This is a genomic window from Halobacillus karajensis (assembly GCF_900108515.1).
GTDB classification, from domain to species: domain Bacteria; phylum Bacillota; class Bacilli; order Bacillales; family Halobacillaceae; genus Halobacillus; species Halobacillus karajensis.
Window position 1 is genome coordinate 120,256 of record NZ_FNWW01000003.1, and the last position, 12,869, is coordinate 133,124.

General features: G+C 42.9%; 12 protein-coding genes. 9 read left to right on the top strand and 3 right to left on the bottom strand.

The features are described from left to right. The first annotated feature begins 18 nt into the window (after positions 1-18). From BLW54_RS07810 to BLW54_RS07830, 5 genes are all read left to right on the top strand, one after another. Positions 19-1,776, top strand: coding sequence for an ABC transporter ATP-binding protein (locus BLW54_RS07810; RefSeq protein WP_074733841.1), 1,758 nt, complete (start codon positions 19-21; stop codon positions 1,774-1,776). A gap of 21 nt (positions 1,777-1,797) precedes the next feature. Continuing rightward, positions 1,798-3,630: an ABC transporter ATP-binding protein gene (locus tag BLW54_RS07815; protein WP_035505670.1), complete on the top strand. Its 1,833-nt coding sequence runs from the start codon at positions 1,798-1,800 to the stop codon at positions 3,628-3,630. A 287-nt stretch (positions 3,631-3,917) separates the two neighbouring features. Further along, a complete protein-coding gene (locus BLW54_RS07820; protein WP_074733843.1) occupies positions 3,918-5,279 on the top strand; it encodes a cytochrome ubiquinol oxidase subunit I in 1,362 nt (453 codons plus the stop codon). Then, on the top strand, positions 5,276-6,289 hold the full coding sequence (locus BLW54_RS07825) for a cytochrome d ubiquinol oxidase subunit II (RefSeq protein WP_074733845.1): 1,014 nt from the start codon (positions 5,276-5,278) through the stop codon (positions 6,287-6,289). The genes BLW54_RS07820 and BLW54_RS07825 overlap by 4 nt, the downstream gene beginning before the upstream one ends. A gap of 163 nt (positions 6,290-6,452) precedes the next feature. Continuing rightward, a complete protein-coding gene (locus BLW54_RS07830) occupies positions 6,453-7,118 on the top strand; it encodes a potassium channel family protein (RefSeq protein ID WP_035505663.1) in 666 nt (221 codons plus the stop codon). 125 nt (positions 7,119-7,243) lie between these two features. Here the strand turns inward: BLW54_RS07830 and BLW54_RS20680 are convergent, their stop codons facing one another. Genes BLW54_RS20680 through BLW54_RS07845 form a run of 3 tightly spaced genes read right to left on the bottom strand, consistent with a single transcriptional unit; the run spans position 7,244 to position 8,945 of the window. Continuing rightward, positions 7,244-7,390 carry a hypothetical protein gene (locus BLW54_RS20680; protein WP_155996960.1) on the bottom strand — a complete coding sequence of 49 codons (147 nt, stop codon included), beginning with the start codon at positions 7,388-7,390 and terminating at the stop codon, positions 7,244-7,246. 59 nt (positions 7,391-7,449) lie between these two features. Continuing rightward, a complete protein-coding gene (locus BLW54_RS07840) occupies positions 7,450-7,854 on the bottom strand; it encodes a M67 family metallopeptidase (protein ID WP_074733849.1) in 405 nt (134 codons plus the stop codon). Between the two features lie 2 nt (positions 7,855-7,856). Then, on the bottom strand, positions 7,857-8,945 hold the full coding sequence (locus BLW54_RS07845; protein ID WP_035505660.1) for a hypothetical protein: 1,089 nt from the start codon (positions 8,943-8,945) through the stop codon (positions 7,857-7,859). Positions 8,946-9,254: 309 nt separating this feature from the next. On the opposite strand from BLW54_RS07845, the gene BLW54_RS07850 reads away from it, so the two are divergent. The 4 genes from BLW54_RS07850 (at position 9,255) to BLW54_RS07870 (ending at position 12,828) form a co-directional block, all read left to right on the top strand. Further along, positions 9,255-9,929 carry a BMQ_0737 family morphogenetic spore coat protein gene (locus tag BLW54_RS07850; protein ID WP_035505658.1) on the top strand — a complete coding sequence of 225 codons (675 nt, stop codon included), beginning with the start codon at positions 9,255-9,257 and terminating at the stop codon, positions 9,927-9,929. 638 nt (positions 9,930-10,567) lie between these two features. Continuing rightward, complete coding sequence (locus tag BLW54_RS07860) at positions 10,568-11,125, top strand: hypothetical protein (RefSeq protein ID WP_244153497.1); 558 nt, start codon at positions 10,568-10,570, stop codon at positions 11,123-11,125. Beyond that, positions 11,118-11,390, top strand: coding sequence for a hypothetical protein (locus tag BLW54_RS07865; RefSeq protein ID WP_035505656.1), 273 nt, complete (start codon positions 11,118-11,120; stop codon positions 11,388-11,390). Before BLW54_RS07860 ends, BLW54_RS07865 begins: the two co-directional genes overlap by 8 nt. Positions 11,391-11,412: 22 nt before the next feature. Next, complete coding sequence (locus BLW54_RS07870) at positions 11,413-12,828, top strand: coiled-coil domain-containing protein (RefSeq protein WP_074733853.1); 1,416 nt, start codon at positions 11,413-11,415, stop codon at positions 12,826-12,828. Positions 12,829-12,869: the final 41 nt, after the last annotated feature.

Sequence of the window (12,869 nt, forward strand, 5' to 3'; positions counted from 1 at the left end):
TAAGAAGGAGGGAAACCTTTGGATACGTTTAAAAAACTTAAGCAATTTTATTGGCCTTACAAGAAGTATTTTTTCTGGTCGCTCTTTTCCTTGTTATTTGTCACACTCATTACGGTCGTGTACCCGGTTGTATTGAAGGTGACGATCGACGATGTGGTCTTGGCTGAAGAGTATAGCTTGATCCCCTACATTTGTGTCGCATTTATCGCACTCATGATCATCAAAGGAATCGCTACCTATTTCCACCAGTACCTAGGGGATTTTTTCGGAATCCGTTCCGTGTACACCCTTCGTGATGTCCTGTACAAAAAACTCCAACGCTTACCATTCCGTTACTATGACAACGCTAAAACCGGGGACTTGATGTCCAGATTAACCGCAGACGTCGAAGGATTTCGCTTTTTCCTTTCTATGGGGTTTTCGGAACTGATTCGAATCGTTCTGTTAATCGTCATCAGTTTGAGCGTCATGTTTTATTTCTCCGTACCGCTTGCCCTTGTTACGATGGCTGCCATGCCCTTTTTGGCGCTTGTTGTATACAAATTCGACCGTAAAGTCCATCCTGCATTCCGTAAAATTCGTAAGTCTTTCGGTAAACTGAACACACGCGTTCAGGAGAACATCAGCGGTATGAATACAGTCAAATCTTTATCAAGAGAAGACTTTGAGATTGGGCGTTTTTCTGATCGAAGCAATGATTATCGGACAAAATTCATTACAACATCCAACATTTGGTCGCGTTATTTCCCTTTAATGGAATTCATCGGAAACGTGTCGGTCGTTGCTTTACTTGCATATGGCGGATATTTAGTCGTCAATCATTCCATGCAGCTCGGTGAACTTGTCGCCTTTTTCAGTTTAGTCTGGTATATTCTTGGTCCGTTGATGAACTTCGGATTTGTCATCAACCTATTTTCTCAATCAAAAGCATCGGGAGAACGGCTGCTTGAAATCCTGGAAGCTCCGGAAGAAATTACGGAAAAAGAAGGAGCTGTTCATCAAGATCGTCTAAACGGTCATGTCACCTTCCATGATGTTACCTTAACCTATGTGGAAGATGATGACTCTGCACTCAAGGATATCCGTTTTGATGCTCCTCCAGGGAAAACAATCGGTTTAATTGGAGCGACGGGCTCAGGTAAAACGAGCATTACTCAATTAATTACGCGTTTTTATGAACCTGAAAAAGGGGAGGTCCTTGTCGATGGGCGCCCTGTTCAGGAATATGGGCTAAAAAGCCTTCGCAAAAATATCGGATTTGTCCTGCAGGAATCTTTTCTATTTTCAACGTCGATCAAAGAAAACATTGCCTACGGAAATCCGGGTGCAACGATTGAGGACGTCATGGATGCAGCGAAACGAGCACAGGCTCACGATTTTATTATGGATATGCCTGAGGGGTATGACACCCTGCTAGGAGAACGTGGAATGGGACTCTCCGGCGGTCAAAAACAAAGAATTGCCATCGCGCGTGCCATTCTTATCGATCCAGCCATACTGGTTTTGGATGACGCCACTTCCGCTGTGGATATGGAAACTGAATTTAAGATTCAAAAAGCGCTCCAGGAAGTGATGAAAGGGCGTACGACATTTATTATTGCCCACCGAATTTCTTCATTAAAACATGCGGATGAAATTATTGTTCTCGAAAACGGTACGGTAAAAGAACGTGGGGGCCATGAAGAATTGTTGATAAACGGAGGCCCTTATCAAAGGATTTATGATATCCAGTATCAGGATAAAGAGAAAATCATGAACACATCACATATTTCATAATAAAAAAAGGGGGGGAACGAAATGGCTCGTAAACCTAAATATGAACCGGAGACAAACACACACTTGAATCGTTTTAAATATACGCAGGATCAGGCGATTGAAAAGCCGTTTAATTGGTCACAAATGTGGAGACTGCTTAAATACTTAAAGCCTTATTCGAAAAGGCTGCTGCCTATAGCGATTGTCGCGATGCTTATCTCGACCATCGTCCGGCTCGTCGTACCCATTTTGATTGGTAAAGTAGCTATTGATGTGGCGATCGCTAATGCTAACACGAACCTGCTGATTCAACTCGTGGTTGGGATCGCTATCCTGTATTTATTAAGCTATATTGGAAATGCCCTGCGGATTAAATATGTGAACATTCTTGGTCAAAATGTGATTTATGATTTAAGGCAACACTTATTTTCACATGTCCAACGCTTATCTCATAAGTTTTTTGACTCAAGGTCAGCCGGTTCCATTCTTGTACGAATTATGAATGATATCAATTCACTGCAGGAATTGTTTACAAACGGGATTATCAATCTACTGATGGATATTGTTATGCTGACGGGAATTGTCGTCATTCTTTTCGCTCTTAGTCCGAAGTTGGCGCTTGCCATTCTTGTCATTATGCCGCTCATGTTCTATATTTCTACTAAATTGCGCAGGAATATTCGCAGGTCCTGGCAGGATGTGCGAATCCAACAATCCAAATTGAATTCACACTTGAATGAAAGCCTGCAGGGGATTCGGATTACACAATCCTTTTCTCAGGAAAAAGAGAACACGGAGTATTTCGACGGGGTCAATACCGATAACTTCCAATCTTGGAACAGGGCTTCAAGAAAAAGTGCCATGTTCCGGCCATTCGTAGAAATGAGTAATGCGGTGGGAACGGTTATTCTTGTCGCTTACGGAGCATCCCTGATTTTGCAGAATGATATCCAAATCGGTACGTTCGTTTCTTTTGCCTTTTTCCTCGGCATGTTCTGGGAGCCGATCTCCCGGTTAGGTATGATGTATAACCAGCTGCTCATGGCTATGGCAGCATCCGAAAGAATTTTTGAGTTTCTCGATGAACAACCGAACGTGGAGGAAAAAGAACACGCGGTGGCTTTAAGAGATATGAGAGGACATATCGAATTTGAAAATGTTCAATTCGCTTATGACTCTAAACGAATCGCTCTTCACAATATCAACCTGGAGATGAAGGAAGGAGAGACAGTTGCCCTTGTTGGTCACACCGGCTCCGGAAAATCGACCATCGCTAATTTGATCAGCCGTTTTTACGATCCCACTCAGGGAGCAGTAAAGATCGACGGGGTCGACTTGAAAGATGCCACGATCGACAGCGTACGTCAGCAGATCAGTGTTGTTCTTCAGGATACTTTCATTTTCTCTGGGACGATTTTGGAAAACATCCGTTTCGGCCGTCCGGATGCTTCCGATGAAGAAGTGATGGAAGCAGCGAAAGTCGTCGGTGCGGATGATTTCATTCAACGCCTAAACAACGGCTACGAAACAGAAGTCGAAGAACGGGGGAATATTTTATCCGCAGGAGAGCGGCAGCTTTTGTCTTTTGCACGAGCCCTCCTTGCTGATCCACGCATCCTTATCCTGGATGAAGCAACAGCAAGCATCGATACGGAGACAGAGTTGAAAATCCAGCAGGCATTGCGGAAGCTTTTGAAAGGACGTACGGCGATTATGATCGCTCACCGGCTTTCTACAATTAGAGAAGCTGATAATATATTTGTTCTCGAACAAGGACGCATTTTGGAGCAGGGGTCCCATGATGAACTTATGGACCAAGAAGGAGAGTATTACCATCTCGTTAAAGCCCAGTTCCAAATGCTTGACGCTATATAAAAATGGAAGAAGACACCGGCGCTGCCGGTGTCTTCTTCTTTTTAAGCAAATAAATATGAAGCCATGGGCCCTTTGATTTAGGGTTTAGGGGTTATGATTCCCCTGCACAGGGTAGAAGGAAAATAGGCAGAAGAATCGACACCGAAGAGGAGATTCGTTAAGATGAAACCAAATCATTAGTTTGTGAAGGATGTCACAAAATCGTCATCAACTAAGTGATTATGAACCGTTTTCACACTTTATACTAAAATCATTGATTTACCCATTTGTAGTTAGGGGGAAGAAAGATGTTTGGTTTTGAAACCGTTGAATTAAGCCGTGCGTTAACAGCAATGACGCTGCTCTTTCATGCAATTTTTGCGACGCTTGGAGTGGGGATTCCTGTCCTCATTTCCGTTGCAGAATTCATAGGAATAAAGAAAAAGGATCCCCATTATACTCTTCTCGCCCGGCGGTGGACACGTGGCTATACAATCACCGTGGCAGTTGGGGTGGTAACAGGGACAGCCATCGGGCTGCAATTATCACTCATATGGCCAAGCTTTATGCAGCTTGCCGGCAATGTGATTGCCCTGCCCTTGTTTATGGAGACGTTCGCTTTTTTCTTTGAAGCTATTTTTCTTGGCATTTATTTATATACGTGGGACCGGTTTAAGAAGCCTGTTTATCATTGGTTGCTTTCCATCCCGGTAGTTATTGGAGGGACACTTTCCGCGTTTTTCATTACGACAGTGAACTCATTTATGAATACTCCTCAAGGTTTTGAAATGAAGGATGGACGATTCACAGCGGTTGATCCACTTGCAGCCATGTTCAACCCTGCCACGCCGACAAAAGTATTTCACGTCATCTCATCTTCGTATTTGACGGCAGCTGCTATCCTCGCGGGTATCGCAGCCTTTATGATTCTCATAAAAAAAGGATCGCTCTATCATAAGAAAGCGTTGAAACTCACGGTCACTATGACATTTATTTTTGCGATTTTAACAGCGGTCGCCGGCGATTTATCAGCAAAATTCCTCGCGGAGAACCAACCGGAAAAATTAGCCGCTGGGGAATGGCACTTTGAAACAGAAGAAGGCGCTGACCTCGTCGTATTTGGGAAGCTCAATGAAAATAATGAAGTCGAAAACGCGATCCGGATTCCGAATGCATTAAGTTTTCTTGCCCATGGAGATTTCAATGCAGAGGTGGAAGGATTGAATGAGACTCCAGAAGAGGAACAGCCGCCGCTTTGGATTCATTACATGTTCGATTTGATGGTCAGTATCGGCATTTACACCTTAGGTCTTTCCTTATTATTCCTCCTTTTCGCGAAAGTGAAGAAGTGGAATGAGCATCACCCGTTATTGTTATGGGGAATCGTTCTCGGAGGCCCGCTGACGATGCTTGCGATTGAATTTGGATGGATTTATGCAGAGGTTGGACGTCAGCCATGGATTTTACGAGGGTTCATGACTGTGGCAGAAGGCGCCACAACCTCCCCTTATGTATTCTGGATGTTTGTCCTGTTCGCTGCTGTTTATCTTGTACTTGCCATCGGATGTCTCTTGGCATTACGGAAAATATTCAAAGGAAAACCGGCTGAAGTTGAGTTGGAACACCGGTATTCTCCGACCACCGCTGCTGAGAAGGAGGGGGACGTATGAGTTACGAATTAGTGGGAATCACAGTTTTATGGATTTTCCTTTATGGCTATTTGATCATCGCGTCCATAGATTTCGGGGCTGGATTTTTCGCTTATTATGCCCGACTGACGAAAAAGGACCATTTGATGAATCAGCTGATCTCCCGATATCTCTCCCCTGTGTGGGAAGTCACCAATGTATTCTTTGTTTTCTTCTTTGTCGGGCTTGTCGGGTTCTTTCCGGATATGGCCTACTATTTCGGGCAGTCTTTACTGATTCCAGGCAGTATTGCTATTGTGCTTCTTGCTATCCGTGGGTCTTTCTACGCGTTTGAAAACTACGGATCCAAGGATAATCACTTGTACATGTTTTTATATGGGGCGACAGGTCTGCTTATTCCGGCTTCTCTTTCCACTGCGCTGACTATTTCAGAGGGAGGCTATATAAAAGAGACAGCAGGAGGCGTCCAACTGCTTTATGGAGAGTTGTTCACCAGTCCTTATTCCTGGAGTGTTGTTTTCCTGGCCATTGTGAGTGTCCTGTATATCAGTGCCATGTTCCTCACCTATTATGCTCATCGAGCAGGTGATCAACCAGCCCTAGAGCTTTTGAGGAAATATGCTTTGTTCTGGAGTTCTCCGACGATAATAGCCAGTCTGACGACCTTCATTGCTCTTAGCCAACAGAACATGGACCACTTTCAACGGGCGATGGATCTATGGTGGGTCTTTGGCATTTCCGTCGGTTTCTTTATGGTTGCGGTATTTCTCGTGTATCAGGGGAAACATTACGGTTGGGCTTTTATGGCCGTAATGGTCCAATTTTTCGTCGCTTTCTTCGGATACGGGGCTTCTCATCTTCCGTATTTGTTACACCCGTATGTGACGATCACCAGCGGAGTGACAAATGAGTCCATGGCGATTGCCCTGATTGTTGCGTTTATCGCGGGATTACTCTTGTTAATTCCATCCTTACTATTACTGATGCGTCTCTTCCTCTTCGACGCTGACTATGTAAAAGGCAAAAAATGATGGGACAAGCTTGGAGAATCTTTTCTCCAGGCTATTTTTATAGTTTAGAGCGAAAGATTGCGTGGAAAACGAACCTTTCATTTTAATCCGTGATGGCATAGTTGTTCCCTGTTTTATGTGGTAGAATAAGCATAGATTTTGCGAGACAGTTGGAGGTTGGCATATGAAAAAAGATTTCGCCGTCATAGGACTCGGTCGGTTTGGAGGCAGTATTTGCCGGGAATTAAGCCGGGAGGGTATGGAAGTACTGGCGTTAGACCTTGATGAGGATAAAGTGAACGAATACCGGGATATTGCATCACATGCCGTCATTGCGGATTCCACAGATGAAAGCGTCTTGAAGGAGCTTGGTTTCCGTAACATCGATCATGTGATCGTCGCTATCGGGGATAATATTCAGGCAAGCATGTTAACGACGTTAATTCTGAAGGAAATGGGACTCAAAATGATTACGGTCAAAGCCCAAAATGATTATCATGAGAAAATTTTAAATAAAATTGGAGCCGATCAAGTGGTTCACCCTGAGCGTGATATGGGGAAACGGATTGCTCACAATATCATTTCCAACAATATTCTCGATTATATCGAGCTCTCGGATGATCACAGTGTCGTGGAAGTGAAAGCTGGAGATAAAATGGGGGGGAGGACGCTTGTGGACCTTGATATTCGTGCAGAATACGGCTGTAACGTCGTGGCGATTAAGCGTGACAGGGATGTCATCGTTTCCCCAATGGCTACGGAGGAAATTAAGGAAAGCGATGTCCTCATCGTAATCGGAGCAGACAAAGATATCAGTCGATTTGAAAAGAATCTCGTATTGGAAGATTAAACGCAGCGAGCCCCTGGTCTAATGACCAGGGGCTATTTTATATGGACGGGCTCCTGAAGGGAAAAAAAGGAGCAATAATATGTGACGCTTTAAAAACCATATGGAACTATTTGGAGGTGAGTGAATTAGGTTCGCTTTTTCCCACAACAGCCGCCACGTCTGATCGGTCGATTCCCCTTACCGGACGAAGACGTGTTTATGACCATCGGATGATCAGAGCCTTTGAAAGGCTGATTAAACTGTACTTGTCTTTTCACTTTTCTTGCTTTCACGACTACCTCTCCTTAATCTTAATACTGTATTATAGTCTCTTACTAATAAAGGGGGAGGGCTAATGGGAAGGGTCTATTAAAAAGGGGTGTTCATCATAAGTATGGGAGTGAATCGTGTAGCACTTCAGGACAGGAGGATGGGTCTTAAAGGATACAATAATCATTTTTACTTGTTCATCGGGATGGTACCAAAGATCTCTAGAGGAAGGAATGGGTGCTGTGGTAGGGTGAGAGTGATAAATACCCAGCACCTTTTGTCCTTGCTCATTTACTTTCTTTATGGTCGATTCGACGACCTTCTTGCTAATAAAATACCGGTTTCGATATTTTTGTTCATTAGCAAGAGGCCACACGCTTTCTACACGCGATGCTTTTGCTCCTGCTACTAATCCGCACGCCTCATGAGGATGTTCCTGGACACCGTGAGAAATAATCTGCTGGTATAGGGTGGGGGAAATCTTCATATCTAACTGTTCCACCTTTGGAATAAGGAAAACAGGGAGCGCTCTTTTTTCTTCGTTGTTTCTTCATTGGAGGCTGCATGCGCTGTGTCATTCGTTGATTCCTTTTTGTCTGGAGTTTTTGGTTGATCGGCTGCATTTTCTTGGGTGGTCGACGGGGTGTTGTCAGCCATCCTCATTTGCTTGGCCATTTGTGCAGATTCGGGCCGCATGAGTTGAAACTGAATGGTTTTCTTTGGTGCCTCTGTTTCCTCCATTAATCCATTTTGGACGGATTTTTCATTTAATTCATTTTGGGCGGATTTTTCATCGTTTTTTTTTGAATTGGCTCTTACAGTCGTTTGCTGATTCAAATCGAACTGCGGGTTGACATAGGTTTTCGATTTTCCAGCTTTAGCTCTTGACTGTTTTGAAAAAGATGGTGATGGGGCCTGGAAGCCTTGTGATGGTCCCTGAAATCCTTGTGACGGTCCCTGGTAACCTTGTTGATACGGATTATAAGAAGGTTGGTGGCTCATGGGTGGTTGATAATCATTCCGTGGCTGTGAGACACGGGCCGATTTCAACATGTTTTGCAATTTGCGATATTCCGATGTGCGCTGTTTTGACTGTTGCGGCGGCTCCATTATTGGAGAAAAATTTTCCTGGGGCTGATGTGTTGTTTGGACGAGTTGTTTCAGTTGATGAATCTCCAGGTTTAAACGGTCCACCTCACTTGGCTCTTCCTTTTTCTTGGCCATACTTTGTTCATCTATAAAACGATTCATTTTTTCCATCAATTCATGGACTTGGATCCGGTCCATTTTTTCTTTGATGGACGTCATATCTTTTTTCAATCCGTTTATCGTTTCCGTGACGGATTGAAGTTGAGCAAAAAGCTGTTTCGTCTTTTGCTCAGAATTATAATGGTACTTATCCATTTTCCTCAAAACTCCTTCTGTTTGAAACTTAAAATCATGAGATTCTTGTTTAGCAAGAAGGTAGTCGTCGATCAAACTTCCATTTTTTAAGGAATGCAGCATTTCTTTATAGAGTACTAATTTTTCTTTCTTCGAATGGAGTTCTTCTGAGTTGTTCGGACGTTTTTGATCCATCACTCATCACCCTTTTCAAGCACATTAATATACTATTTGTGTCTTAGCAATACGTGACACATGGACCGATTTTTCCAACCCAATTGCTGTGGTATTCTCTTTCTTATTATTGTATGTCTTAGAAATTGAATTATTTGAAGATTTTTTTAAAGAGGACAGTCACAAGAAAACACGTCCATGAATCTACTGTAGGTGTTCGCACAAAATGCTAAATTGAACGAAATCTCAGCAGATGCACTAGTCCCATCGGTAGGTCCGTTCATATGCTACAAATGAAAGAAAAATCTTATTCGGAGGTGTTTGCATACCATGCAAGCAAAAAATCTTAGCGGGGGCCAAGAGCTCCTATGTATCAACACAGAAAAAGTTTATGACTGGATCATCAACGAAGCGACATTCGATTTAAGTGTCGATGGACTTGAGTTGCCAATCGGCCCGGATGGAAGCCAGCTGACATGTGACGATATCGTTATTGATACAGTGACATGTGAAGTGGAGCCAATTGACGCTGAAGTTCTTGGGCGGGTAGACCAGGAACTTGTGGTTGATGGCACAATGTTGACTCTTCAATTGGTCAGCATCCGCAAAAACTTCGAAGTAACGATCTTCGTAGATTTGACACCGGAATTGGGTGGCGGAACTGTGGAGGTTGGAAGTGCAGAATTTACTCGTTGTGAGCAGGTTCTCCTTTGTGCTCCAGAAGGAACAGAGATCGATGTCGACTACACAGACTTGAGCTGCTTTGTTTGTACAGCGTCCTGCGTTGAAAACGGAACAGAGGCTGACGAATTAGACGTCGACGTAACAGTCCGTCTTTGCCAAAGCATCCAATCCACATTTGATGTGACTCTAGAAATCACTGCTGAGTTCTGTCAGCCGCGTGATATTCTTCCAATCCCGCCATGCCCGACTCCAACAATCCCACCACAGTGCCCTGTCTTGTTCCCAAATGGTGACGACGACAACAACGGTAATGATTGCTAAGCTAGGGTCATAGGTTTAAAGAGAGGAATCCTTTCCTCTCTTTTTATTTTGGCGTAAGCTAAGAAAACGTTCGTACTTGGGTTATTAAACGAAATGGCAGTTACCTGGGAAGACGTGATTTCCGCAATACCTTTGGAGATTAAGGAGGCTGGGAAAGGACTCACTTTTCTAGGGGGACTGGCAAGATTCCTCGGGCTAAACCCTGTGGGATCTCGCCTCGTTCATTCTGCTGTGGGAGTCTCCTCCTTCCTCAACGCTACTTTCCCTATATATAGGGCTCGAATTCACTGCGTAGAAACCCTTAGCCTGGTTAGGGAGGAGAATCATTCTTCAGTCCCCTATAAAAAGTTATTTTCAGCTACTCAAGCTCCCTATCAAGAATAGGGTTTGATGATCTCCTATCGTGTGGAAAAATGGAGGGACTCCTTCGGGAGGGTTATGATAGGTAAGATCCCGGAAGGCGAAGCCAAAGAATGCTCACCACATACCCAAGGAAAGCGAGCCCTTTTCCCACCCACCATATCCTCAAACAAAAGCCTCGTAGGTATGTGTTCTCGATAAGTGTGCTTATAGAGAATAAGAGGATTCTTTTTGGAGTAAGAATCATTAATAAGACATATTTTGTGGAGGTGATTGGAGTGGATTCAGACCTTTCACAATGGAAAAAAAGACATGAACGCTACATTCATGAAATTAAAGAGAAAATCGAAGAACTAAAACAATCCCAGGATCAGCATGTATACAGCTATTTTACATACTCAATTCACTTTTCCCACGATCCTGCCCACGAAAGCATGCTTCTTGGCAGCTTCCATATTCAGAATAAAGGAAGAGAACCGTTCAAGGCTCCCTACATTTGTCTGAAGCTATCAGAGAACTCCATTTTTCATTTTTTAGGTAAATATCTCTACAAAGATTCTTTAAAGAAGATGCGTATGTCCGGAGCATGGGAGCGGTTGAATGAAGTGACAGATAAAGAGGAATTCTGGCTGCGTCCTGTTGAAGTGAAACAGATTGAACCAGGAGATTCCTTAACCTTTTCCAACTTCCAATTGAAATGGTCTCCGGAAAAAAACTATGCCGGCAGCTTGATGGGCTTTACGTATGGCGAAGAGCATGAAGAAGGGGTTCCTGCTTTGAACCAAATTAACCTCAGTGGGATGAACGTAGATAGGGAGGACGATAATCATGGATGATCGCGAACTACAGATCTTCATGAAAAAGTATCTCAGGCAGTGGATGATGCGTCAGTTGAGCGATGTGAAAGAAGGGAAAAAAGGCCAAAGTTTCGTCTATTTGGATGAACAAACATTGCAAATGCTGTTGATGATGCTACTTATGAATAAAGAGGAGAAAGGAGGAGCGTCTACGTCGAATGAGGGAAAAAAGCAAGCTTTTGAAAATCTTTTAGAAGAGCAGGAAGATCATCTGAAAGAAATTCTGGATTTACTGAACAATTAAATGCTCGGTAGGAGGAATGAGGATGGAGAAAGATACGATTGTATTGCAGCAAAAAATCATTCATTTCAAATCAGAGCTGGCGAAATATAAAGAAAAAGTAAGAGATTATCAAGAGAATTATCATTATGCTTTATTGACGAAATTGAAGAAAGAAAATGCTGAACTATTGGAGCAGCAGGAAGAATTGCAAAAGGAAAAAAATATAGCCGTGGAAGAGTCGAATCGACGATTAAGAGGCATGGAGAATCAGCTCAGCATAAGCAAAAGACGAGAAGATCATCTTCAGGAAGAAGTTCAACGGTGGGAAGAAAAAGCGAATCGCTATCAAAAAACAATCACGGAGCTGTCTCAAAATCTGGCTTCTGCTAAAAAAGAGATCTCCCATCATCAATACCTGGTTCAAAAAAAGGCAAAAGAACTGGATGAGACAAAAGCAGAATATAAGACCAAGGTCCAAGAATACGAAGAAAAAGCGGCGAATCACATCACCCGTATTGCAGACCTTTCGGAACAAAACCAATCACTTGAACAACAGCTGAATGAAGCCAAAACAGATAGGGCAAGTATGGAGAAATCCATAAAGGTTCTCGAAAATAAAGCAGAAACAAAAGAAAAAGAGGCTTCCTCACTAAAAGAAACCTTACAGCAATCGGAAAATACATGTGAAAAGCTTAAGAAAAGCGGGGAAGAAAACGCGAAGAAGTTTCAAAAAGTGGAAGCCGCCTACCATTCCATCAAAGAGAAAAGTCAGCAACAACAAAAACAGATCGAAACCCTTCAAAGAAAAAATGACAAGCAAGCGAATCGATTAGAGAAAGCGTTGGAGGAAAAAAATCATCTAGAAACAACTGTCCAGACCATTAAAAAAGAACTTCAAGAACGCATCGAGAAAAATAATTATTTTGAAGAAAGATTGCCGACACTACAAGATTCTCTGCAGCAATTGAAAGAGGAACGGAAGGAACTGCTTAATCAGAAAAAAGCACAAGAAAAAATGGCAGTGCAATTAAAAGAAGAAAAGACCAACTATCAATCCCGAATTCAATCTTTTGAAGCGGAGAGTAAAGCATGGAAGCAAAAGCAGAAAGAATGGGAAAAGGCACGGGAGAATCTGGAGGAGAAACAGGCAGCTGTCCTATCAGAACTCAAGGAAAAGCAAGAACAAATCGATCATTTGAGAGAGTTAAATGCTAATTTACAAAAACAAAACCAAAAATACTTACAGTCTTTTTCTGAATTCAATGAGGAGTCCTCGAAAGATATTATCGGTTTCTTGGATGAACAGATGAAAAACATCCTTGGGCAGACGTTTGAATACGAAGAGGAATTGGATTCTAAAATTGTCTTCATGAAATCCCTGGAAGAGAAAATAGAGCAGCTTGGAAAAGAAATACTGGAGTTAGAAGACGAACAAGACGGTCAAAACCCTGAGACTTGAGCTCAGGGTTTTTTATTTTTTGTTTCTCGTAGGTTTGAATA

Excerpts from the sequence above, each read along its gene's own strand:
- BLW54_RS07830 (WP_035505663.1), top strand. The coding sequence starts at position 6,453 with ATGAAAAAAGATTTCGCCGTCATAGGACTCGGTCGGTTTGGAGGCAGT.
- BLW54_RS07820 (WP_074733843.1), top strand. The coding sequence starts at position 3,918 with ATGTTTGGTTTTGAAACCGTTGAATTAAGCCGTGCGTTAACAGCAATG.
- BLW54_RS07865 (WP_035505656.1), top strand. The coding sequence starts at position 11,118 with ATGGATGATCGCGAACTACAGATCTTCATGAAAAAGTATCTCAGGCAG.
- BLW54_RS07825 (WP_074733845.1), top strand. The coding sequence starts at position 5,276 with ATGAGTTACGAATTAGTGGGAATCACAGTTTTATGGATTTTCCTTTAT.
- BLW54_RS07850 (WP_035505658.1), top strand. The coding sequence starts at position 9,255 with ATGCAAGCAAAAAATCTTAGCGGGGGCCAAGAGCTCCTATGTATCAAC.
- BLW54_RS07815 (WP_035505670.1), top strand. The coding sequence starts at position 1,798 with ATGGCTCGTAAACCTAAATATGAACCGGAGACAAACACACACTTGAAT.
- BLW54_RS07845 (WP_035505660.1), bottom strand. The coding sequence starts at position 8,945 with ATGGATCAAAAACGTCCGAACAACTCAGAAGAACTCCATTCGAAGAAA.
- BLW54_RS07840 (WP_074733849.1), bottom strand. The coding sequence starts at position 7,854 with ATGAAGATTTCCCCCACCCTATACCAGCAGATTATTTCTCACGGTGTC.
- BLW54_RS07870 (WP_074733853.1), top strand. The coding sequence starts at position 11,413 with ATGGAGAAAGATACGATTGTATTGCAGCAAAAAATCATTCATTTCAAA.